The organism is Paraglaciecola sp., from assembly GCF_051252315.1.
GTDB lineage: Bacteria > Pseudomonadota > Gammaproteobacteria > Enterobacterales > Alteromonadaceae > Paraglaciecola.
Genome location: NZ_JBPOFP010000013.1, coordinates 12,622 through 34,184, shown reverse-complemented (window position 1 = coordinate 34,184; position 21,563 = coordinate 12,622). Strand labels below are relative to the sequence as shown.

Genomic DNA, 21,563 nt, shown 5'->3' with positions numbered 1-21,563 from the left:
TATGGGATAGGTGTTTATTGTGAATAAAAAACCTTTGTATTTAAGTATTTTGTTTTGGGTAGCTATGAGTTTGCTTTTTGTCGCGTCTGCTAACACTGCATTTGCTAACATCGTATCAGGCAAAAACGCCGGGGAGAAAGCATTTAAGGCTAATTGCCAAGCGTGCCACTCCATTGACCGATTTAGCACGGGTCCTTCCCTTGTGTACATTCGTGATAATTACCCTTTAAGTCATCGCCAAGCATTTTTAAATTGGTCAAAAAATCCTGGTAAAAAAAATCCTGACACCATTCAAATGCCACCTATGGGTCATGTTGGTGAGCAAGGATTAACACAAATTCATGATTACATTTTGTTTGTCAGTAAACATATCATCGAGCGAAAAGCTAAACCTAGGTTTAAACCGTTTCGGGCTCCTTCTAAGCCATACCCTTATGTTAAACGTACCTATTTACCTTTCACGAGTCCAGCGTCTATCAGTGTGTTTTTAAGTAAAGAGTTAACGGTTGTTTGGGATACAACAATCGGCTCGGTGCGTTTTGCCTACCCAAGCCATTTGCATTTTAATGGTGAAAAAAAACGTGAAGAAGTGCGGCCAAAAATTTTGTATACCGAAACGGCTAATCAACCGCTTTCGTTGATGCAGAATAACAAAGTTGATTACCTAGGATATGACTTAGTGCAGGGCAATCCTGAGTTTATTTATTCTGTGGGTGAGGTGCAAATTCGAGAAAAGATTACTATTGGTGAAAACAAGCGTAGTTTTGTCCGGCACTTTAAAATCAAAGGTTTATCAGAGCCGCTGACGCTAGATTTTAGCCATCATACTCAAGCTGGAAAAACTGCAGCCATCAAGGTGAGCCAAGGCACGCTAAGCAATAACAAATTGACATTGTCTCCAAATCAAACTGCAAAATTTTCTGTTGAGGTGAGCTTGTAATGACTATCTTAAAATTTACCTTGTTAATTACGTTAGCAATGACTCTTGTCAATGCCAGTAACAGTTTTGCTGACCCAACTAAGTGGCAAGATTATTATAATATTGAAAAGGTTGAATACCCAAAAACCGTAGACCCACAAATTGGCGGGTTAACTGCCATGAAAGACGGGCGTCTTGCCTTAACTTTGTATAACGGCGACTTAGTGATTTTTGACCCAGATAAAAATACTTGGTCTACCTTTGCAGAAGGGTTACATACACCACTAGGTATTGTACAAGACAGTGATAACAGTTTTGTTGTGATGCAAAAGCCTGAATTAACTCGCATTGTTGATAAAGACGGTGACGGTAAAGCAGATTCCTACCAAGCCCTTTATGATGAGTTTGGTATGACGGGGAATTATCATGAATTTGCCTTTGGACCGGCTGTGGATAGCAATGGTAACTATTATATTGGTCTAAACGTGGCTTCAAACTTTGCCGGAATCTACCAATACATTCGTGGTGAATACAGCAAATTTTGTGCACCCGAAGACAAAATGCGTGAATGGCACGATTCACCTAAGTGGCGAGCTGGCTATCGCAAAAAAGTTACACGTATGTTTTCTTGTGCGCCTTATCGAGGCTGGGTGATGAAAATTACTCCAGATGGACAAGTCACTCCTTTTGCTTCAGGTTTCCGTTCACCTGCTGGACTACATATCGATCCTCAAGACAAGTTATGGGTCACTGATAACCAAGGGGATTGGATTGGCACCAGCCCGCTTCATCAAGTTAACCAAGGGGACTTTGCCGGTCATCCCGCTTCTTTACATTGGCTAAAAGGTTGGAATAAAAAACATTGGGACGTGACTCCCGCAGATCTTATGGATATTCGTAAACCTGCAGCGGGTTTATTTCCTCAAGGCGAGCTTGCCAACTCTCCTACGCAACCTTTAGCAACCATCAGCCCAGATTTATTTGGATTACCTGAAGGCGAACTCTTGGTGGGCGAAATGAATACTCACCATCTTATTCGATTTTTACCTGATAACGAGGGAGACACTGCCCAAGGTACGTTTATCCCATTTATAGCTGGGCAAGACTTAGGTATCGGAAATTTCCGTATGGACTTCTCTGCTGACGGCGCCTTGTGGGTGGGGAAAATTCACCTCGGTTGGGCGGGTGATGAAGGCCTAGTTAAAATTACCAAAAAGGATAAGCCGATTTTTATTGTGGATGGTGTTAGCCAAGTGAAAGATGGCTTTAAAGTAAGCTTTAATCAAAGCTTAGTATCTATTCCATCTAACATCGAAATTACTCGGCATACTTATCACTATCATGCCAAATATGGATCTGAAAAAGTGGATTTAACCACAGTTCCGATTAGTAAAAGCGGGTTAAATCAAAAGGGAGATGAACTCATTATTCATTTGCCTGAGCTCAAACAAGGACAGTTATATACCATCAATTTAGCCAATGTCACCGACCAAAGCGGCCGTCCATTAATGGGGCATATATTGCGCTACAACTTAAATAAAAAGAACTATAAATAAGGAAAGTAAATCATGAGTAAAACCTTTGTAAGGCTTATCACTGCAGTAAGTTTATCTGCCAGTTTGTGTGGTATTGCCCAGAGCGCTAATCAGCAGAAACAAGATGTGTTTGGTTATACCAATACGCCCATCATTCCGGGGACTCAATGGCATGTGCATGACCCAAGACGCCCGCAACCTGAAGTGGTCACACCTAAATCAGCGGTTGTGCAACAAGCACCAGCAGACGCTATTGTACTGTTTGATGGCTCCAATATGGATGCCTTCGAACGTAGCAAAGACAGTAAACCCGTGCAGTGGTTAATAGAAGATGGTGTAGTCACGATCCAAAAAGATCCTAAAACGGGTAAAAATCAAAGCATACGCACTAAAGAAAAGTTAGGTGATATGCAGTTACACATAGAATGGCGCTCCCCGGTAAAAACCGACAAAAAACGTCAGCAAAAGGGTAACAGTGGGCTGTATATTATGGGCCGTTATGAAGTGCAAATTTTGGATTCATATCAAAACCCTGTTTATCCAGATGGCCAAGCCGCAGCACTTTATGGGCAGACTCCACCACTAGCCAATGCGTCTTTACCTCCAGGAGTATGGCAGTCTTACGACATAGTATTTGAAGCACCAAAGTTTGACGACAAAGGAAAACTGACTAAAAAAGCCCATGCGACTGTGTTCCACAATGGTGTACTGGTTCAGCACAGAACTCCTCTGAATGGCCCGACCGGGCATAAATCAGTGAAAGAATACCAAGCTCATGGCCCATCACCACTGGTGATCCAAGATCACAGCTCTCCAGTATCTTTTAGAAATATCTGGGTGAGAAAGTTAGGCAATTTGAACTAATACTCAGCTTTTTGTGGAAAACATGCAGTTACCCCAAGTAATTTTGTGGTAACTGCGACTGATTTAAAACCGCCACGATTAAGATGACCCCTTTTTCTTTGGTGAAATAGGCCATATGTTTCCCCACGGGAAAGTAAAACCCGTTGGCATATATTTCAAAGCAGAGCCTTCCAACGCTAGGGTTATCAGCTAGCAACTGAAAACCAGATAGTAGTGTTGCTTTATAAGCTTGCCATTGCGGTTCACTAAAGTTTTCTATCCTATTGGCTTTTACTTTGCGTAAATGTTCCTGAGCCAAGCTACTCAGTTTGTATTGAGTGGATTTCATCTTGATGGTTATAAGGTTGATGGTTATAAGGAGCTAAGAAAGCTTTTACCGTCAACGACATTTTCTTTATATAACTAAGTGATAATTTCAAACTCACAATACCTAGGGATTATATTTGGGGTTTAAGGCAAACATCTATATCTGCCGAATGAACCTGAGTTAACTACCAAGGTCTGTTTTGCGTTTATTCGAAAAAGCTTTGTTTCAATAAGTTTTTAAAACAACGGGTGAAGCGTTACACATTTTACTTTACAATTCTCGGCCTTAATTTTTAGCACATCACTTTAGGTAGAATTCACTAACAATGGCTGCAATTGGTATAGATTATGGCACCTCAAATTCAGAGGTGGTTTATTTTGATGGTCAAGAGCACCATTTTATTAAGTTAGATCCCACCTTAGAAGACGCAAATAAAATTCGATCTTCGGTGTTTATTTATTACGAACATGAGTTACCTAACCCTCCTGTTGCAATAATTGAAGCTAAAGTCGCTCAAATAAAACGCAGCATTACCGAGCAAATTGATAAAGCTAAAGACAGTTATTACGAGGCAAAAGATCCTCGTGAGCAGAACATTTATAGCGACAAAATATCAGATCTAAGGTCCGAGTTTCATAACTTACCTGAGCTACAACGCCGAGCGATTCAATTGTTGCTAAAAGATATGACGGTACAAGATTTGTCTTTGCAGCAGTTAGCAGAAACAGGCAAATTTGCCTTTGGCGAAGAAGGATTTAGACGATATTTAAAAACACCCGAAAAAGGTCGTTTGATTTATTCGCCTAAAAACTTTTTGGGGGCCAGTTTAGTGGCCGGACAACAACAAGCCTTTGTTGGCATTATTGCCAAACAACTGGCCTTTTTTAGAGCCAGTGCAGAAACTCAATTGCAACAAAATGTGGATACAGCTGTTATTGGACGACCTGTAAAGTTTCACGGAACTAGAGGTGAAGCCGGTAACAACCAAGCCATTGAAATAATGACTCAAGCTGCTAAAAAAGCGGGGTTTGTCAAAGTTGAGTTTCTTGAAGAGCCTATAGCAGCAGCTTATAAAATTGAACAAACATTGGATAAACCGACCAATACCCTAGTCGTAGATATTGGTGGTGGTACCACAGACATCTGTTGTATCCGTTTGTCTGCAGATAAAAATATTAGTCTTGATCGCCAACAAGATGTTTTGTCGGTGACAGGTACTCGATTAGGTGGAATGGAATGTGATAAAAATCTAATCGTTAAATCTATCGCTCCTACTATGGGAATGGGGCAATTGATGTCCAATAACTTGCCTGTTCCACCTACTTATTTTTCAGATATGTGTGCGGTAGATAATATTCCTAAATTGGATAACTTTTTCTCAGATGATTATGGTTTAGAAATTGCGCAAACCAGATGTATGATGAAAGATCCAAAATTATTATCGCGCCTGCAAACGGTTCAAGAAGAAAAACTCTCAGCCAGATTAGTCAACTCGTCTCGATTAGCCAAAGAAATGTTGTCGTCAAAGAAACAGATTACGCTGCCATTACACTACATTGAAGCTGATTATAATGTAGACATCAGCTTAGAAGACTTAAATCGTTCCATGCAATCTTGGTTACGCCGAGTAAAAAGTTTAGTGACTGAGTGTTTAGATAACAGCAGCGAACCGCCAGAAATGTTATTTGTGACAGGAGGCATGAGTTTGTCGCCAATTGTACAAAAAGAAATTCAGCAAATTATGTTAGCCGACCTTCCTCTATTAGAAGGCGATGCCTTTAATTCGGTATGTGAAGGCTTGGCAATTCAAGCGTCTAATTTAGCTAATTCATAGGCTGTCATTGTTAGTTTTTAGACCTAAAATTTACCACGACTAATAAAATTAGGGGCTTAGTCCCCTACGTAACCAGATGTGATGGCATTTCTGCTTTAGCATTTATCAAATCCATATTTCTTGCACATTGTTTGCACCTTCTATTTATAGGATCAGGGCCTAGTTAATTATTTATGCAAGGCAGGCCTATGCAAACTCATCTTCTTTTTGTTGCTTTAACCCTTATTGGCGGGACATTACTTTCTGCTTGTGGCGGCGGAAGCAGTGACAACTCTTCAAATGACACGCCTGGAGAGGTCACACCTACCGAACCTTCAACACCAGTAGTAACTACTTCTAAAGTGGTGGTGAACGAGATTGTTGCCAAAGCAAGCGATGACCAAACCGACTGGATTGAACTTTACGTGGTAGACGGTGAAGTTAACTTGTCGAATTATAGTTTGGTGGATGATAGCGAAGGCCGAGAAGCCCAAGCCTTACCGGATGTCACCGCCAATGCCGGTGATTATGTGGTGGTGCAAGCCATTGATGAAGAAGACACACCTCCTGAAGAAGGGTATTACGTAACCTTTAAATTAGGCAGTGAAGACTCTGTCACCTTATTTGAAAATAACGTGCAAGTTGATCAATTAGCTTGGACTGATGGAGACGCGGCTGAAGGCAGCAGTTACGGCCTGTATACCGATGGTAGTGGTGAGGCTCAAACGTTAATGCCTACCCAAGGTGCGGCAAACCAATTGGCCAGCGAACCTGTTACGCTCGATCAAATTGTGAATGAAAACGCTGAACTGCGCATTAATGAAGTGGTCGCAAAAGATAGTGCTGGTGGAGCGGATTGGATAGAGTTTTACGTGACGGGCACTGCATCTGTGTATTTAGGTGATTACAGCATTAAAGATGAAGATAGCGAACTCGTTTCGTTACCCGAAGTCACTATAAATTCAGGCGAGTTTTACCGTGTATTTGCCACTAATGATGAGTCCGAATTAGCTAACATTGTTGCATTTAAATTAGGCGCAAGTGACGAGCTGAGTTTATTTAAGGCAGACGATTTAGTTGACACGCTTAAATGGAATAAAGGACAGGCGTTAATAGGGCATAGCTACGGACGTTTCCCTGATGGCAGTGATGGCACACATATTCTAACACCATCAGTAGAAGCTCAAAATAGCCAAGCAGAACATGGTCCACTGATTATTAATGAAGTTGTGGCCAGCGATATTGATGGTGGCAATGATTGGTTTGAACTGTATAACGTTGGAACAGGCAGTTTGCAATTATCTGACTACCAAGTGATTGACGAAAGTAACGATATTGACCCCGTTAGCCTACCTGATATTTCGTTAAACCCAGGAGAGTATGTGGTGATCTATGCCACTGATGAAGATCCTGGTGATTATTACGTCCCTTTTAAATTAGGAAAAACCGACGAGTTGAGTTTGATTTTGCAAGACGAAACTGTTGATTTTATTGACTGGGACGACAGTGACGTGATTGCCGGTTTTAGTTACGGTATTCAATCAACCTCAGACATTGCCAATGATTGGGATAAAGGTTTCTTGTCCCCCACACCCGGAACAGAAAATACACTTGCCAGCGCTTTTGATCCCCAAGTTGTGAGTAATTTGTCAATTGCTATTAGTGACGAAAACTGGCAAAACATTTTAAATAATCCTCTTGATGAAGAGTATCACCAAGCGGCTATTAGTTTGAATGGTGTATCGTTAGACAGTGTGGCTATTCGCACTAAAGGTGGTTCGAGTTTGCGCAGCGTGGCTCAATCGGCAAGCGATAGATACAGTTTTAAAATTGATATTAATGAATATGTGGACGGTCAAAAGTTTTTTGGTTTAAAGAAGTTTACTCTGCAAAATTCGTTTAACGATCCTTCGTATATGCGTGAAGTAATTGCATATCAATTATTAGATGAAATGGGCGTGGCTACACCCGAACATGCTTATGTAAATGTGTATATCAACGAAGAACTATTCGGCTTTTATTTGATGGTAGAAGCAGTGGACGGTGAGTTTTTAGAAAAACATTTTGCTAATGAAAATGGTGATATGTACAAGCCAGATGGCGTAGGCAGTGACTTGAATTGGCTCGGTGACAACATAGCGAGTTATAGCGATATTAATTTACAAACTAACGAAGACACTACCGACAATGGTGCTTTCATAAACTTTGTTGAAAAGTTAGCTCAAGGTTCAACAGACGTGATTGAAGTGGACAGTTTACTGCGTTATTTATCGGTAAGTGTGGCCTTGTCTAACTTGGATAGTTTTCACGGTACCTTGGCGCATAATTATTATATTTACGAACAAGATGGTGTGTTTAGCTTATTACCTTGGGATTTGAACGAGGCATTTGGTTCGTTCGCAATGGGTTGTCGCTCTGATGTGCGAGAGTTATACATTGATGAACCAACAATGAATGCACTGGCAGACCGCCCTTTAGTGGCGAATGTGTTCGCCCATCAAGCATATCTTGATACTTATCATACCTACTTGTGGGAGCTGATTAACGGACCTCTTACATCTGTTAATTTTGCGGCTAGAGTGGCTGGCATTGCTGACTTGATCCGTGAGCATGTAGCCAACGATCCTAGTGCTTTTTATGGCGTGTCTAGTTTTGATACCAACCTCGATTCAACGTCTAACCGTTTCTTTGGTTTGACAGAATTCATCAATTACCGCGTAGACAACATGACCAAACAATTACAAGGCACATTACCTTCTGCCGGTAATGGTTCTGGTTTTTGTAATTAACCAAATCTGAGAAGTTTTATGATCTGCCAAGAAGTTAACCATTCAAATCGAGTTTATGCTGCTAGCGGTTTAATCAATCATGCAGCAGGATTTGAAGATATCGTTAAACGTTACAAATTGACTGCTGAACAGAGGCTTGAAGACGCGTTATCTGGATTTGAAAGCTACCGGTTAGATGAACTGAATAACGCTAATTTAATGGATCGTGTAGATAGTAAGTTTTTGTTACCTATTAGCTTTTTACCCACTTTATTAGAGCAGCTGCAAGGGCATTACAAAGTTTTAAATATTGCGGGTCAAAGGTGTTTTACTTATCACAATCAATATTTGGATACACCAGACATGGCTATGTACCAAGCCCACCATAATGGCAAGTTAAACCGTTTTAAAGTAAGACGAAGACATTATGTGGATACGGCGACCGAGTTCTTAGAAGTTAAATTTAAGAACAACCAAAAACGTACCATTAAAACCAGAATTAAGTTGTCTGGCGAAGAAGAGCAACAACCTGATATTCATGAATTTATTCAAGACCAAATGGGTGATGAACAGCTTGATCTTAAAGTGGTACAGCGCAGTGGTTACAAACGCATCGCATTGGCAAACGAAGAGAAAGCTGAGCGATTAACCTTGGATTTTTCTCTTTGGTATCAAGACGAACAAGGTCAAAATGAAGTGACTTTGCCCAAGTTTTTTATTGCGGAGCTAAAACAACAGAAAAAATCTAAACGTTCTGTTTTTTACCAATTAATGAGCGCAAACAATATTTTTACCACCTCCTTTAGTAAATATTGCATTGGCTGCGCTTTGCTTTTCCCTACTTCCTTGAAATCGAATCGGTTTAAATCTGTGTTAATGCAGTTAGATCGCCTTCCTAAACCCTTTTCTTATTAGAGTAATTATTATGACTGAGTTAGATATTGCCTTTGTTATCCGTTTTATTGTGAACATATTTTCAATCAGTGCGCTTTGTTATGGCTGTTATTACCGTGTGAGCAAAAATGCATCCGTAGCAGGGGCTTTTGTATTGTTTGGCGTAGGTGTGTTTATCATTACTCACTTACTCCACGGGGTAGACATGTCCATGGAGTTTGCCTTTGGTTTGTTTGCAGTTTTTACCATGCTTAGGTACCGCACTGAGTCGATTTCTATTAAGGAAATGACCTATCTATTTTTGGTTACCGCGATTGCTTTGTTAACCTCAGTAGGACAGATGAGTACTGTTGATTTGATTACGTTGAATTTAATTATTTGTGTGATTGCGCTGGTTATTGATTCTAGATTAATTGGCAACAAGTACTGTACGCAAAGTGTCTGTTATGAACGTATCGAAAATATCAAACCAGAAAACAGAGATAACCTGATTGCAGACCTAAAATTACGTACAGGCCTTAATGTGGTTGAGGTTGAAATAGAACAAATTGATTTTTTACGAGATACGGCACAACTTAATGTGAGTTATTTGCCCTACGAACAAAACAATTCACTTTCTCAGGTTAAGTCTAGCCATAAAGTAGATGTACCATCATGATCCCGCGGAATGAGGCATTTATATGCCGAAAACTGATTCTATTGTCACTGGCCTGCTTAGTGGTCAATACCAGTGTTTTAGCTGAATCCTCATCAAGTAGTTTTGATGTCAGTGGTTACCTGATGCTGGATGCCGATGCTTATGAATCTGTGTTTTTGGAAAATGGTACAGAATCCGATTCTTCAATTGATGTTCGCAGGGCGAGAGTCAGTGTAAAAAGCAAAATTTCGAAAAACTGGAAAGCTAAAGTTCAACTCGCTTTTGAAGATGGTGATATCGAGTTAAAAGATGCCTACCTACAATATAAGGGCTGGAAAGGGTTTGATGTCACTTTAGGACAAGAAAAAGAGCCATTTGGTTTAGAAAATCAAATGAGCGCAAGAAACTTACTTCAAATAGAAAGAAGCCTGCCTAGTAACGCTCTGTCATTAGGGCGCTCGTTAGGCGTAAGTTTGGCCGGAGAACAGTCTGCTATTAATTGGAAGCTTGGTTATTATCAACCAGATGAAAGTGAATCAAGTAAAGCGATTACTGGCCGCGCTACGTCGGTCTTGTGGAAACAAAATAAAAACTTACTTCACCTTGGTTTGTCTTTTAGTCAACGAGATTACGCTGGCAGTGATTTTCGGATTAACCAACCGTTAGAAGTGCAGTTTGCAGATTCGTTATTTGAAGGCGAAAAACTAAATCTTGATCGTGCATCATTTCAAGGTGCTGAGTTATTGTGGAAGCAAGGAGGGTTTACCTTGTTAGGCGAATGGATGCAGTCTGACATGGTTGATATAAACCAAACTAAATATACTTATGAAGGCGGGTATATTTCGGCGAGTTACTTGTTATCTGGTGGTCATAGAAAATACAAAAATGGCGAATTGGGCGCACCTTCTAAAAAGGGATGGGAGTTCACTAGTCGATACAGCCAGTTCAACTTAGATCAAGAGAATGTGCAAGCTAAACTCTTTTCTGTGGGAGCCAATTACACCGTAAATAAACAATTTAAGTTGATGGCTGACGTGACCCGTGCGGACTACTCAGAAAGTCTTGAAGATTCTCATACAGGCAATGCAGTTTCGTTACGGGCTCAGTATTCTTTTTAATTTGTTGAGGTTAATTAAGTGATGTTAATCGAGTGATACGGCGACAGGCGTTTAACTCTGTCGTCGTATTGTTGAAGGCAATTTGGTGCTAAGACTAAGATTAAGAGTTAGCGACAGGTCAAATTGGCAGTCAACGCCTGTGTTACGGCTAGGTATTTTTGTGCGGAATTTTTCACTTTTTCTTCGCTCATGGTTTCAGAACCTTTATGTACTTTTTCTAACTCTACGGCTGCGGTGGCCAGTTCTGTTTGCACTCTTTGCACCGCAACTTCCAAGGTATAAGTGAGTTGATGAATTTTCGCCATAGCGTTGGGGCTTAGTGGCTTGCTAGTGATTGTTTTTAATTGGGCATCAAATTTTTGTAAGTTACACAATGCTGAATGCAAATCCGGTGAAGGCTGACCTTTAAAGTGACTGACGTCACTCGCTTCACTATTTAAGCTGGTTAATGATATTAGTAATGCGACGGATATGAGTATTTTTATACTTTTCATTTTTTCTACCATGTTGTTTTTATTGATTTGAGTTGTAGCAAATCTCACTGAAAATAGCGAAATTTGACTGCTATTTTATTCTGGGTTCACTTCTAATGTGGTGAACAAAGCCCAGCGGTCTGTGTCGATACCTTCTTCTGTTGAAGGTAAGACTAACTCAGCTTCAACTAGGTACATGCCTGCTTTAGCAAAGTCGACCTTAAATTGATTCGATCCTTTTAAAGCAAAAGTTTGTTGCTCTCGTTCGTTACGATAACGGGTTCCACCGCGCACTACTTGTACTTCTAGTTCTTTATCTAGCGGTTCACCATTAAACAAAATATTGAATCCGGTGGCTTCACCTGCAAATAAATCATTAGGGTGACCATCTGCTACTAACTCTAACCCAACTCCGACACAAACATTGTTCCTGTTGGGCTAAGTCCGTATGATTGATTTTACGACTCTTCTAAATGAAAATTTTATGTCAGATACTAATTTACCAACCGCTGATTTTATGGCTCACATTAAAAGCACCCAAACACTGTGGGCATTACAGGATAAAACCAGTGATGGCTGGGTGATCCTCGATTCAATAAATTTTGAAAATGCTGATGTGATGCCTTTGTGGTCTAGCTTAGAGTTAGCTAAACAACATTGTATAGACGAATGGGAATCATACCAGCCAATGGCCATCAGTCTTGCTGATTGGTTAGAGTTTTGGGTTGAAGATCTTGCTCAAGATAACGTTATGATAGGCGTGGAATGGTTAGATGGTGGAGAGTACTTAGAGGTAGAGCTCGCCGACTTTAGTCAGATGTTGGCTAAAATAGAAATCTTGTAATTTCATTTAAGCTATTGATGAACCAAGTTGACCTACTGGTACTACCTGTGAAAGTATGTGTTTTTGAATTCGACTAAAAGTTTGGTTCTATGGAATTTTCAGAAGCATTAAAATCTCGCCGTAGCATTCGTGCCTTTTCCGATAAACCTGTGCGTCAGCAGGTTATAGATGAAATCTTATTAGATGCGCTCGAGTCACCATCAAGTTCAAACACTCAGCCTTATAAAGTGGCTGTGGCCCAAGGTGATGTTTGCCAACAATTGGGACAAGAGTTGTTAAGCCGATATTACAAAATCAACAAAATTCAACGCCAACCATTACCCATTAAATTATTTAAAGCGTTAACCAGTAAGGCTATGCCAGACGGAGACTACAAGCCCATTCTTGGCAAATACCCAGGGATATTTCAAGACCGCAGAATTGCCACTGGTAAAGGTTTATACAAATTGTTGGGTATTGGTCGCGGAGATAAAAAGGCTCGTGACGAGCAAATGGCCAAAAACTTTACTTTTTTTGATGCGCCTGTGGCCATTTTTATCTTTATTCACCCAGGAATGAAATACACAGCATTGGTGGATTCTGGGATCATGATGCAATCGTTAATGTTGGCCGCCACCGATAAAGGTTTAGGGACTTGCCCACAAGGCGCATTAGGCATGTGGCGAACACCACTAGAAAAACATTTTGATATTCCTAATGGGTATAAATTGGTGTGTGGTTTAGCTTTAGGTTATCCCAAAGAAGATGAAATCGTGAATCAATATCGTCCAGATAAACTCGATTTAAATGAGTTTATTATTTCCACTAAAAAATAAGTAATTTTCTTATTGAGTAGAAGAAAATTGCTACAGAAGTATTAACTTGTATTTCGCCTTTACTGCCGATATAAACTGATAGGAACTTGGGAGTCCTCAGTATACATAGTGCCTTGTAAAACAGTACCGTTGGCATTTAAGGTTAAGTCGGCTTCAACATCTAAGGTCATCACAAACAAGTATGGTTCAGTCCAGTTTAGTTCTACTTGATTGCCGTTAATATAACCAGAACCATTACCCACATTATTATTAAAGCTATCGTATTCTTGTATGGATAATTGATTTTCGTTTTGTTCAATCACAAAGACGTAGGTGCCAACTTGGTTGGTTAACGTCCAATTACCCGATACGTTTGGCGTGGCATTTTGATAGTTACCTTGCTCTTGTGAATGAGAGACAACAGGATTTTTGTTCGTTTGATTTAATTGGGCTTTAAGTTTTGCGATTTCTTGTTGTGCTAATAAATTGTTTTTTTCTTGTTGGATACGTAGGTCGTTAATTTCTTTTTGACGTTTTAGGCTTTGTAATTGCTCCAATTGATCTTGTTCCGAAACGATTGATTTTTGGTTGTTTGACGGTTCAGATTGCCCAAAATTAAAACCATCAGTTGCGGCATATAAGCCGGTTATGGCGACGATAAGTGAGGCAATGGCGGTAATCATGCCTGTAAAAGTATGAAAAAAGGATTTAGGGTGCTCGCTCATAATTTTCCGTTCCCTCGTTATTCACTAAATATTGGGATAACAAACAAGTGTATAAAAAGTATACACTTGATACGTGGATCAGCAAATAGCTAGTGTTTATAATGTTGATCCTGTTTAATCGAAGCCAACATAAAACATTCAAAATACTAAACTAGAAAATAATACATTGTCTGTTATATTAAAATTTATGATATTGAAATATTATCTAGCGGCTATTATTTTTGCCTTTATGAACGTCAATAATTGTCTTGCAATAGACAAGGTTATTTCCATCGGCGTGGCAAATTTTCCTCCCTACAGCATTGTAAAGGATGGCAAAATCTCTGGTGTTGAAGTCGACATTGTTCACGAAAGTTTATCTAAGATGGGTTATAAGGTTAAGTTTCTAAGTTACCCCTACGGCAGGTTACCTTTTGCGTTTAGTAGTCAGAAAGTTGATGGTACCATCGTTACCTTAAAGAATTTCCCCAAACTTGACGTGTATTATTCTGAAATAGTGTTACCGGAATACCAAACCATCGCGGTTCATCTTAAGCAAAATAAACTGCAAATTTCTGCCATTAAAGATTTAAAAGATAAGTCAATTTTGGCTCATCAAAGAGCTAGTTTATTTTATGGTGAAGAATATCGAATCATTTCAGAGGCCAACCAAAAACATTCGAAGTATCAAGAAACTGCACGACAAGAGTCGCAAATATCTATGTTATTTAAAGATAGGGTTGATGTGATTGTCTTAGCTCACGAAATATTTGCTTATTATAAAGCGCGTTCAGATTATAAAGATACAGCCCAAGAGTTTGTCGTAGCTAAGATATTTGGACCGAAATTTGGTTTTCATAATGTGTTTTGGGACAGGGAAGTGCGGGATGCATTTGACAAAGGGCTAGTCGAAATTAAAGAAAATGGCACGTACAATAAAATATTAGAAAAATACCTTAAATACTTTGAACCGGTGATCCAACTAAATACAGAGCATAACTTACCTTCTAGTTAATCAGATTTCTGAATTTAGAGAATCTAATTCTGTCCTTGTCTACGTATTAAATCTCTGACCAAAAATCGATTTGGATTAAGGGCATCTAACAATGTGTTGTTTAGTGGTAGAGCTTGATTTGTAATTTGGCTGGCTAATATCTCAGCACACAATGGTGCAGTGCTTAAACCTCTAGATCCTAAACCACTCAATACATACAGGTTGGAATGATCGATTGGCTGTGGGTAGCGATGTTTTGGCAAGGCTTTATATAATTCTTTGTATTGTTGTTTTTGTTCATCAACATTAGGTACCGCTCCTACCATGGGCAGGTGGTCTGGCGTGCTAGCACGTGTAGCCGCGCGGCCTAGTTCTTTAGCCTCAATTTGATGTATCCAATTACACTTTTCCAATGACTTTTGATGCATAGCCAAATTGAGTGCTTGTTCGGATGGTCGATAAACACAATTTCTATCTTCTTTTATGTAAGTTGAGCCTAATGCATGTTGCCCTTGCCAAGCAGGTGTTAAATAACCTTTATGACATAACACGCTAGAAAGTTTACTGAGGGTTTCATTTGTAGGAATGGCCTCAACTTGCCCCCTTACCAATCGAAATGGTAAGTCTTGTAAATGAGGCATATCGACACTGTCGCTGCCGGTGGCAAATATCACGATATCGGCGTAACTCGTTGACTTATCTTGCCAGTTTAATTGCCATTGTTGGCCTTGTTTTTCGATGCAATCTAGTTTGTGCTCAGTATGCACCTTAGCCTTGGCTGCAGTGGTAAGAGCTTGGGTTAATTCAGGAGGGTTTATCCAACCTGCGCTTGGCACAAATAAACCTGGGTAGGGGAGTTCTATATTCGCAATTTTGCTTGCTTGCGTTGAGTTAACCCAGTGGATTAATGAGTCAGGCCAAGTTTGATTGGCTACCATTTTTTGGTAACGTGCAGTGACCTTTTCATTAAAAGCAACGAGTAAAGTACCGCACCAATCGTGACTAAAATCAAATCCGTCAGCGAGTAACTTTTTATAAAGTCTAGCGGCAAAAGTGAATGCGTTGACATGAATTTGACTAGACACACTTGCTTCGGCATTAAGCTGCGGATAAAAACCGCCTTGAGGATTACCTGATGCCCCTTTTGCCAAACTAGCCTCTTTACAGTAAATCTGTGCAGACAGTCCTTTTTTAGCCAAAGCATACGCTATATTAGCGCCCGCTATGCCACCACCTATGATGGCGACACTTGGGCTGACTGAAGAGTTTTTTTGAAATGCCTGAGCTGAATGTCGCAGAAAATAAGGTGTGCGAATAGGGTTGTTAGCGGTTTTTGAAATATGTCCTGCTAACATCTCTCTTTTGCGCCCATGACCCGGACGTTTTTGTACTTCGAAGCCGGCTTGAATCAGTCCTCTGCGAACAAAACCTGCAGCAGTAAAAGTAGCAAAGTGACAATTATGTTTCGCCAAATTAGCCATGTGTTCAAATAAATCTTGAGTCCACATATCTGGGTTTTTACTCGGCGCGAAGCCATCTAAATACCAAGCGTCGACTAAACCTTGGGGTGTATTTTCAATCTGTGGTAACACTTGATGAACATCACCTAACCATAAATCTAAGGTCACACGATTATTTAAAAAGTTGAGCCGATGGCAGCCTGCTATAGGCTCTGGGTATTGATTGAGTAACTCATCACTTAAGGTTTGTAATTCGGGATAAATACTTAAGGCTTGTTTAAGATCTTTTTCACTAATTGGAAACTTTTCAATTGATATAAAGTGCAGGTGGAACTGACACTCTGGGTGCTGTGTTATAAATGTGGCGAAACATTTTAGCGTAATTAAAAAGTTTAAACCGGTACCGAACCCGGTTTCAGCTATGGTGAAATTGTTTTTCTGCCAGGTTTCCCAGCGGTGTGGAATAGCATTGTTTAATAAAAAGACATGGTGGGTTTCTTCAAATGCACCAGCGTCGGAAAAATAAATATCAGCGAATTCAGTAGCAACAGGGGCTCCTTGTTCGTTAAATTCAATGTTTGCTTGTTTAATGCTCAATTCGAAACCTTATCTTGCCAATACCAGCACGGATGCTTTGTTGGGCGTATTTTGAAGTGGCTTTATTTTGATTGCAACTAGTGGTATCTCAAAGCATTTTAATTTAAGCTAACACCTGTACGCTCAAAGCAGACCAGTTGAGTCAATAAATTCATTAAAATGTGCGCAAAATTATCTTTGAAGGGTAAATCATGAGAAGAGCGGTAATTACTGGACTAGGCATTGTATCTAGTATTGGTAACAATAAAGAAGAAGTAACAGATTCCCTAAAAGCAGGGCGTTCAGGTATTACATTTTCTGAAGAGTTTTCAGATGCAGGCATGCGAAGCCAAGTTTGGGGTAAAGTTGATTTAGATATCAAAGAACACATCGATCGTAAAACCTTACGTTTTATGGGAGAAGCAGCCGGTTACGCCTATATTGCTATGCAACAAGCGATAGAAGATTCAGGTTTAACCGACGATATGGTGTCAAATGTTAGAACCGGTATTATCGCAGGTTCTGGTGGTGCATCATCAAAAAACCAAGTCGATGCGATTGATATTTTACGCGAAAAAGGCGTTAAACGTATCGGTCCATATATGGTAACTCGCTGTATGGGTAGCACTGTATCTGCTTGTTTAGCGACACCGTTCAAAATTAAAGGTGTGAATTATTCAATTAGTTCAGCTTGTTCTACTAGTGCTCACTGTATCGGTAATGCTTTAGAGCAAATTCAATTAGGTAAACAAGATATTATTTTTGCTGGTGGCGGTGAAGAATTGCATTACACCTTATCAGCAGAATTTGACGCTATGGGCGCCATGTCTACTAAATATAACGATGATCCTACTAAGGCTTCTCGTACCTATGACAAAGACCGTGACGGATTTGTTGGTGCTGGTGGTGGCGGTATGGTGGTTGTTGAAGAGTTAGAGCATGCTCTTGCTCGTGGTGCTAAAATCTACGGAGAAATAGTAGGTTATGGTGCTACATCTGACGGAGCAGATATGGTTGCTCCTTCTGGTGAAGGTGCAGTGCGTTGTATGCAGCAAGCTATGCAAGGCGTTGATGCTCCTATTGAATATATTAATACTCACGGAACATCTACTCCTGTTGGCGACGTAAAAGAGTTATGGGCCATAAGAGAAGTGTTTGGTGATAAGACGCCAGCTCTTAGTGCAACCAAAGCTATGACAGGTCACGCTTTAGGTGCTGCTGGAGTAAACGAAGCGATTTATACCATATTGATGATGGAAAATGACTTTATTGCTCCTTCTATCAATATTGAAAACCTTGATGACGAAGCGCAAGGCATGGATGTGGTGACTGAAACTCGTGAAGGTGCAATCACTACTGCTATGTCGAATAGTTTTGGTTTTGGTGGCACAAACTGTACCTTGGTCATGCAAAAATATCAGGGTTAAGCGATAAACCTGTTTATAATTTAGAAGCCAGCAATTGCTGGCTTTTTTGTTCCTAACTTTCCGATGCTCAGGTAAACATATGATAAAAATTCAAAATAAAGCGAGTTGGTGGCAGGTGTTTAAAAGTGTTGCTGCCAGTATGTTGGGCGTGCAAAGTGAGGCAAATTATAAGAGCGACTTTGAGCAGCCTTCCATTCTGCCCTATATCGTTGTAGGTATTATCTTTGTACTGGGTTTGATTGGGCTGTTAGTGCTAGTGGTTAATTTGATTTTGTAAAAACAATAAGGCTAGCTATTCCACACTAACCGTAAAATTTTTACTCCCGCTTTGAAGTGGAGGTGGATCTAGGTTTAGTGAAACATGAATAACCCTAACTATTGGTACCAATTCTGTATTTAGGTTTACCTTCACAATAGGCTACTCCACTTGCACTCGGCCATTTTGTGTAATTACGGATCTTTCTTTGTTTATAACTTGCTCGTGGAATTGCGTAATGAGTTTGATTAGTACTACTATCCGAAGCATATGAAAATGTGTGACTCTTTTCCGAGTAACTAGTGTAATTGCTAGGTCCTCTATAATAACGATTATTACTTATTTTGATTCTTTTGGCAGAGCCTTGATAACTTCGGGCTTTCGCAGTAGAAAAATAGTTTGAATGGCCACATAGTTCAGTTGCGCGCAGGTGCCATAAGTCTAAAGCTATGTGTTCTGGTGTCGCTGCATTTACCTTGTACAAAATTTGAAAAACCCCAGGTTTCAATTTTTTGTCTTGGTAACCTAAACCGTCTAACATACTTTTGGCTCGGTATGAGGTTTGACAACTCGATAAAATAAATACTACCGATAAACACAAAGTAATAGTTTTCATGGATGATCCTTCAACAATTATTTAATGGAATGGTATTAATAGTATTTTGAATATAAATTCTCTAAAAGAATATTATAATATAATTAATATGGGTATAACTTTAGATTAAATTTTTTACCTAGTAAAGGTGAGTGTTATTTTTCATTATGTCAGTTTTATTTACAGTTATGTTCTTACGGTAAACTCAGTAAATTATAAGACCTTAATAACCATAGGGATTTATTTTATGGCATAAATTATGCTTTTGATAATCGTAGTTGTTTATTTAAGGAAGGGAATAAAATGAATAAAATTAAATTTACTAGCACAATATTGGCTTTGATAGTTTGTAGTTTCAGTCATGCAAGCCAAATTCCGGTTCTAAGTAATGACAATTGTTCAATGGATAGTGTCCAAATAACGAGTATCACAGACATCGCACCAGGTGGAGTGAATGTTGTAGCTTCCCCTATTAGCTCTACTTCCTGTTTGGGGTTTGTTACTACACCTGATAATGACTGGGGAAATAATCCTAACCCGAATATGGGGGGACTTTATGATGGTTTGTTAAATGGTCAGATTGTGGAAGGTCAGGGTCAAGATAAGGATAATAGCTATTATGTACCTGGCGATTATTTTTTAACAAACGATAAGGACTCTATGGTTGATCTGGATGGTAATGGTGAAGCCACTGACCCAGGTTGGATTCGTCTGGGTGGTTCGGAAACAAAAACAAATGGAGAATGGGATTTCGACTTCGACTCTATTGGAGGGAATGACCTAGGATCAGTACTTAAGATAAAGTTTTCTGATGATGGAACTTGGTCATTAGAAATGGATCCTTTAGCCATTGATTTTGGTACAAACGCATTGGGTCGTCCAGTTATTTTTGATCACTTAGCTTTTGTATTGAAAGGACCGAATAATACAGATGAATCATGGGCTATTTTTGATTTCAATTTCCATGATTTGGTTGATGATGGTTTAGATATTAGCTTTGGTGATACTCTATATAAAATTGAAGGAGAGTGGGATACAGATCTCTTTGTAAACGACGATGCTCTGTCACATTTTAGCATTTGGGCTCATGATCCACCATTAACTCGCGATGTTCCTGCGCCTTCAACATTTGCTTTATTGATATTGGGTATGTTGGGTTTGGCGTCACGTAGGTTTAAGAAATAAGCTAAAAGCAGCTCCACTGTTAAATTCAGTTGTTGATTGCAGTGAACCTGACTCAATCTACATGACTAATACCGTAAAGCATCCACCTATTAAGTGGATGTTTTTTATATCTAAAAGCTAGATTAAAGTTGTAGTGTTCTAATATTGGTAACATAGATGTGCAATATGCATTAAATCTATACAATCTAAGTGTAGATAATTTAGGTTTAATCGTAATGTTTTGCTTGAAGTCAACGGTAGCGCTTTGACTTTATTGCACAAAGTTTATCTTCACTATTGTTAAAAGTTATCAGCTTTATTACCTTGCTAATAACTTTATTTTTCACTCGTACTTTGTCGTTAATTCCAGCCTTCGATTCCTTTCATATTGGGTAATTGGTGGGCAATACCTTTATGGCAATCGATGCAGGTTTTATCGCCGCCGGCCAAAGAAGTTGAATGTTGCTGAACAGCTCGTTTACCTTGGGCCGTAAAGTCCATGTATTCAAAGTTATGGCAGTTTCTACACTCCAAAGAGTCATTGGCTTTTAATCGTGCCCATTCATGTTGCGCCAATCGTAACCTGTGTTCTAAAAACTTATCACGTGTGTCTATAGTACCAAATATCTTTCCCCATACTTCTTTACTGGCCTGCATCTTACGGGCGATCTTATTGGTCCATTCGTGTGGTACGTGACAATCTGGACAAGTGGCCCTCACGCCTGAACGATTGGTGTAATGAATAGTGGATTTAAGCTCTTCATACACGTTGTTTTCCATTTCATGGCAGCTGATACAGAACTCTTCTGTATTTGATACCTCCAGTGCTGTGTTAAATCCTCCCCAAAAAATGATGCCGGCTATAAACCCGCCTAAGGTTAAAAAGCCTAAGCTAAAATGCACGCTGGGCTTTCTAAATATATGCCAATACTTAACTAAAAATTGTTTCATGGCTTTTCCTTATTTGGCACTTTGGGCTTTGATGGCGATGAGCTTTTTCATGTCAATAAAATCATTCTCAATCAAAGGTTTAGTATCTTTCTGCGTCACGTGGCACTGTGTGCAGAAATACCGCCTTGGTGACACGTCGGCCAAAAAGTTTCCGTCTCTGTCCATATAGTGGGTCACGCTCACCATTGTGGCTTGGCTTTCACTCACCCGGTTTCGGCTGTGGCAAGAGAGACATTTATTTACATTCAGATCCACCTGATAGTCCCTAATATTATGAGGAATAATCGGAGGTTGCATCGGGTAGTTACGACCTACCTTAATGTCGTCGGTAATAGGTTTAGGAATAGGCTGAGATTTTTCTTGAGTAGAAATATCTTGGCCATTTCTTAAGGTGCCAATGTCATTGGCAAGGGCGATGTTGGTTGTTAATAAACATACAAAAATAAATAGAGCCTGTAGTTTTTTCATCT

Annotated in this window: 21 protein-coding genes and 1 pseudogene; 14 read left to right on the top strand and 8 right to left on the bottom strand. The window is 39.7% G+C overall.

The features are described from left to right. The first annotated feature begins 19 nt into the window (after positions 1 to 19). From ACSHXM_RS04205 to ACSHXM_RS04195, 3 genes are read left to right on the top strand one after another with little or no spacing between them, the layout of a single operon-like run. A complete protein-coding gene (locus ACSHXM_RS04205) occupies positions 20 to 940 on the top strand; it encodes a c-type cytochrome (RefSeq protein ID WP_435687478.1) in 921 nt (306 codons plus the stop codon). Then, positions 940 to 2,475: a DUF7133 domain-containing protein gene (locus tag ACSHXM_RS04200; protein ID WP_435687477.1), complete on the top strand. Its 1,536-nt coding sequence runs from the start codon at positions 940 to 942 to the stop codon at positions 2,473 to 2,475. Before ACSHXM_RS04205 ends, ACSHXM_RS04200 begins: the two co-directional genes overlap by 1 nt. Positions 2,476 to 2,487: 12 nt before the next feature. Beyond that, entirely contained in the window at positions 2,488 to 3,318 is an 831-nt protein-coding gene (locus ACSHXM_RS04195) for a 3-keto-disaccharide hydrolase (RefSeq protein WP_435687476.1), read from the top strand. Between the two features lie 28 nt (positions 3,319 to 3,346). On the opposite strand, the gene ACSHXM_RS04190 is transcribed toward ACSHXM_RS04195, so the two are convergent. Further along, positions 3,347 to 3,646 (bottom strand): type II toxin-antitoxin system RelE/ParE family toxin, encoded by a 300-nt coding sequence (locus tag ACSHXM_RS04190; RefSeq protein WP_435687475.1) that lies wholly within the window; start codon positions 3,644 to 3,646, stop codon positions 3,347 to 3,349. Positions 3,647 to 3,950: 304 nt separating this feature from the next. Between ACSHXM_RS04190 and ACSHXM_RS04185 the strand changes: the two genes are divergently transcribed. From ACSHXM_RS04185 to ACSHXM_RS04165, 5 genes are all read left to right on the top strand, one after another. After that, entirely contained in the window at positions 3,951 to 5,459 is a 1,509-nt protein-coding gene (locus ACSHXM_RS04185) for an Hsp70 family protein (RefSeq protein ID WP_435687474.1), read from the top strand. A 188-nt stretch (positions 5,460 to 5,647) separates the two neighbouring features. After that, positions 5,648 to 8,227 carry a CotH kinase family protein gene (locus tag ACSHXM_RS04180; RefSeq protein ID WP_435687473.1) on the top strand — a complete coding sequence of 860 codons (2,580 nt, stop codon included), beginning with the start codon at positions 5,648 to 5,650 and terminating at the stop codon, positions 8,225 to 8,227. A gap of 18 nt (positions 8,228 to 8,245) precedes the next feature. Continuing rightward, positions 8,246 to 9,121, top strand: coding sequence for a polyphosphate polymerase domain-containing protein (locus tag ACSHXM_RS04175; RefSeq protein WP_435687472.1), 876 nt, complete (start codon positions 8,246 to 8,248; stop codon positions 9,119 to 9,121). A gap of 10 nt (positions 9,122 to 9,131) precedes the next feature. Then, positions 9,132 to 9,758: a DUF4956 domain-containing protein gene (locus ACSHXM_RS04170; protein WP_435687471.1), complete on the top strand. Its 627-nt coding sequence runs from the start codon at positions 9,132 to 9,134 to the stop codon at positions 9,756 to 9,758. Continuing rightward, a complete protein-coding gene (locus ACSHXM_RS04165; RefSeq protein ID WP_435687470.1) occupies positions 9,755 to 10,855 on the top strand; it encodes an OprO/OprP family phosphate-selective porin in 1,101 nt (366 codons plus the stop codon). The genes ACSHXM_RS04170 and ACSHXM_RS04165 overlap by 4 nt, the downstream gene beginning before the upstream one ends. Before the next feature lie 107 nt (positions 10,856 to 10,962). Here the strand turns inward: ACSHXM_RS04165 and ACSHXM_RS04160 are convergent, their stop codons facing one another. After that, the gene (locus tag ACSHXM_RS04160) at positions 10,963 to 11,349 is read right to left on the bottom strand and encodes a DUF6746 family protein (protein WP_435687469.1); all 387 of its coding nucleotides are present in this window, start codon (positions 11,347 to 11,349) and stop codon (positions 10,963 to 10,965) included. A gap of 75 nt (positions 11,350 to 11,424) precedes the next feature. Further along, a pseudogene (locus tag ACSHXM_RS04155) lies at positions 11,425 to 11,733 on the bottom strand (DUF4198 domain-containing protein); the annotation flags it as partial. Between the two features lie 79 nt (positions 11,734 to 11,812). On the opposite strand from ACSHXM_RS04155, the gene ACSHXM_RS04150 reads away from it, so the two are divergent. Together ACSHXM_RS04150 and ACSHXM_RS04145 are read left to right on the top strand one after the other, a co-directional pair. Next, complete coding sequence (locus tag ACSHXM_RS04150; protein ID WP_435687468.1) at positions 11,813 to 12,172, top strand: DUF2750 domain-containing protein; 360 nt, start codon at positions 11,813 to 11,815, stop codon at positions 12,170 to 12,172. Between the two features lie 89 nt (positions 12,173 to 12,261). Next, positions 12,262 to 12,987: a nitroreductase gene (locus ACSHXM_RS04145; RefSeq protein WP_435687467.1), complete on the top strand. Its 726-nt coding sequence runs from the start codon at positions 12,262 to 12,264 to the stop codon at positions 12,985 to 12,987. Between the two features lie 59 nt (positions 12,988 to 13,046). On the opposite strand, the gene ACSHXM_RS04140 is transcribed toward ACSHXM_RS04145, so the two are convergent. Then, on the bottom strand, positions 13,047 to 13,691 hold the full coding sequence (locus ACSHXM_RS04140; RefSeq protein WP_435687466.1) for a hypothetical protein: 645 nt from the start codon (positions 13,689 to 13,691) through the stop codon (positions 13,047 to 13,049). Between the two features lie 166 nt (positions 13,692 to 13,857). Here ACSHXM_RS04140 and ACSHXM_RS04135 point away from each other — a divergent pair, with 166 nt between their 5' ends. Next, a complete protein-coding gene (locus tag ACSHXM_RS04135) occupies positions 13,858 to 14,685 on the top strand; it encodes a substrate-binding periplasmic protein (protein WP_435687465.1) in 828 nt (275 codons plus the stop codon). A gap of 23 nt (positions 14,686 to 14,708) precedes the next feature. Here ACSHXM_RS04135 and mnmC read toward each other — a convergent pair whose 3' ends face one another. Next, positions 14,709 to 16,721, bottom strand: coding sequence for a bifunctional tRNA (5-methylaminomethyl-2-thiouridine)(34)-methyltransferase MnmD/FAD-dependent 5-carboxymethylaminomethyl-2-thiouridine(34) oxidoreductase MnmC (gene mnmC / locus ACSHXM_RS04130; RefSeq protein ID WP_435687464.1), 2,013 nt, complete (start codon positions 16,719 to 16,721; stop codon positions 14,709 to 14,711). Positions 16,722 to 16,912: 191 nt separating this feature from the next. On the opposite strand from mnmC, the gene fabB reads away from it, so the two are divergent. Both fabB and ACSHXM_RS04120 read left to right on the top strand, forming a co-directional pair. Beyond that, positions 16,913 to 18,127 carry a beta-ketoacyl-ACP synthase I gene (fabB, locus tag ACSHXM_RS04125; protein ID WP_435687463.1) on the top strand — a complete coding sequence of 405 codons (1,215 nt, stop codon included), beginning with the start codon at positions 16,913 to 16,915 and terminating at the stop codon, positions 18,125 to 18,127. Between the two features lie 79 nt (positions 18,128 to 18,206). After that, positions 18,207 to 18,404 (top strand): DUF2970 domain-containing protein, encoded by a 198-nt coding sequence (locus tag ACSHXM_RS04120; RefSeq protein WP_435687462.1) that lies wholly within the window; start codon positions 18,207 to 18,209, stop codon positions 18,402 to 18,404. A 94-nt stretch (positions 18,405 to 18,498) separates the two neighbouring features. Here the strand turns inward: ACSHXM_RS04120 and ACSHXM_RS04115 are convergent, their stop codons facing one another. Further along, positions 18,499 to 18,999 (bottom strand): hypothetical protein, encoded by a 501-nt coding sequence (locus tag ACSHXM_RS04115; RefSeq protein WP_435687461.1) that lies wholly within the window; start codon positions 18,997 to 18,999, stop codon positions 18,499 to 18,501. 282 nt (positions 19,000 to 19,281) lie between these two features. Here ACSHXM_RS04115 and ACSHXM_RS04110 point away from each other — a divergent pair, with 282 nt between their 5' ends. Next, positions 19,282 to 20,163: a PEP-CTERM sorting domain-containing protein gene (locus ACSHXM_RS04110; RefSeq protein WP_435687460.1), complete on the top strand. Its 882-nt coding sequence runs from the start codon at positions 19,282 to 19,284 to the stop codon at positions 20,161 to 20,163. 339 nt (positions 20,164 to 20,502) lie between these two features. On the opposite strand, the gene ACSHXM_RS04105 is transcribed toward ACSHXM_RS04110, so the two are convergent. Together ACSHXM_RS04105 and ACSHXM_RS04100 are read right to left on the bottom strand one after the other, a co-directional pair. Beyond that, complete coding sequence (locus tag ACSHXM_RS04105; protein ID WP_435687459.1) at positions 20,503 to 21,093, bottom strand: cytochrome c3 family protein; 591 nt, start codon at positions 21,091 to 21,093, stop codon at positions 20,503 to 20,505. A 9-nt stretch (positions 21,094 to 21,102) separates the two neighbouring features. Beyond that, entirely contained in the window at positions 21,103 to 21,561 is a 459-nt protein-coding gene (locus ACSHXM_RS04100; RefSeq protein ID WP_435687458.1) for a nitrate reductase cytochrome c-type subunit, read from the bottom strand. Positions 21,562 to 21,563: the final 2 nt, after the last annotated feature.

What these genes read in the sequence shown, in the direction of transcription:
- ACSHXM_RS04120 (WP_435687462.1), top strand. Translation starts at nt 18,207, where the DNA reads ATGATAAAAATTCAAAATAAAGCGAGTTGGTGGCAGGTGTTTAAAAGT.
- ACSHXM_RS04165 (WP_435687470.1), top strand. Translation starts at nt 9,755, where the DNA reads ATGATCCCGCGGAATGAGGCATTTATATGCCGAAAACTGATTCTATTG.
- ACSHXM_RS04185 (WP_435687474.1), top strand. Translation starts at nt 3,951, where the DNA reads ATGGCTGCAATTGGTATAGATTATGGCACCTCAAATTCAGAGGTGGTT.
- fabB (WP_435687463.1), top strand. Translation starts at nt 16,913, where the DNA reads ATGAGAAGAGCGGTAATTACTGGACTAGGCATTGTATCTAGTATTGGT.
- ACSHXM_RS04170 (WP_435687471.1), top strand. Translation starts at nt 9,132, where the DNA reads ATGACTGAGTTAGATATTGCCTTTGTTATCCGTTTTATTGTGAACATA.
- ACSHXM_RS04105 (WP_435687459.1), bottom strand. Translation starts at nt 21,093, where the DNA reads ATGAAACAATTTTTAGTTAAGTATTGGCATATATTTAGAAAGCCCAGC.
- ACSHXM_RS04160 (WP_435687469.1), bottom strand. Translation starts at nt 11,349, where the DNA reads ATGAAAAGTATAAAAATACTCATATCCGTCGCATTACTAATATCATTA.
- ACSHXM_RS04100 (WP_435687458.1), bottom strand. Translation starts at nt 21,561, where the DNA reads ATGAAAAAACTACAGGCTCTATTTATTTTTGTATGTTTATTAACAACC.
- ACSHXM_RS04150 (WP_435687468.1), top strand. Translation starts at nt 11,813, where the DNA reads ATGTCAGATACTAATTTACCAACCGCTGATTTTATGGCTCACATTAAA.
- ACSHXM_RS04200 (WP_435687477.1), top strand. Translation starts at nt 940, where the DNA reads ATGACTATCTTAAAATTTACCTTGTTAATTACGTTAGCAATGACTCTT.
- ACSHXM_RS04190 (WP_435687475.1), bottom strand. Translation starts at nt 3,646, where the DNA reads ATGAAATCCACTCAATACAAACTGAGTAGCTTGGCTCAGGAACATTTA.
- ACSHXM_RS04195 (WP_435687476.1), top strand. Translation starts at nt 2,488, where the DNA reads ATGAGTAAAACCTTTGTAAGGCTTATCACTGCAGTAAGTTTATCTGCC.
- ACSHXM_RS04115 (WP_435687461.1), bottom strand. Translation starts at nt 18,999, where the DNA reads ATGAAAACTATTACTTTGTGTTTATCGGTAGTATTTATTTTATCGAGT.
- ACSHXM_RS04140 (WP_435687466.1), bottom strand. Translation starts at nt 13,691, where the DNA reads ATGAGCGAGCACCCTAAATCCTTTTTTCATACTTTTACAGGCATGATT.
- ACSHXM_RS04145 (WP_435687467.1), top strand. Translation starts at nt 12,262, where the DNA reads ATGGAATTTTCAGAAGCATTAAAATCTCGCCGTAGCATTCGTGCCTTT.
- ACSHXM_RS04175 (WP_435687472.1), top strand. Translation starts at nt 8,246, where the DNA reads ATGATCTGCCAAGAAGTTAACCATTCAAATCGAGTTTATGCTGCTAGC.
- ACSHXM_RS04110 (WP_435687460.1), top strand. Translation starts at nt 19,282, where the DNA reads ATGAATAAAATTAAATTTACTAGCACAATATTGGCTTTGATAGTTTGT.
- ACSHXM_RS04180 (WP_435687473.1), top strand. Translation starts at nt 5,648, where the DNA reads ATGCAAACTCATCTTCTTTTTGTTGCTTTAACCCTTATTGGCGGGACA.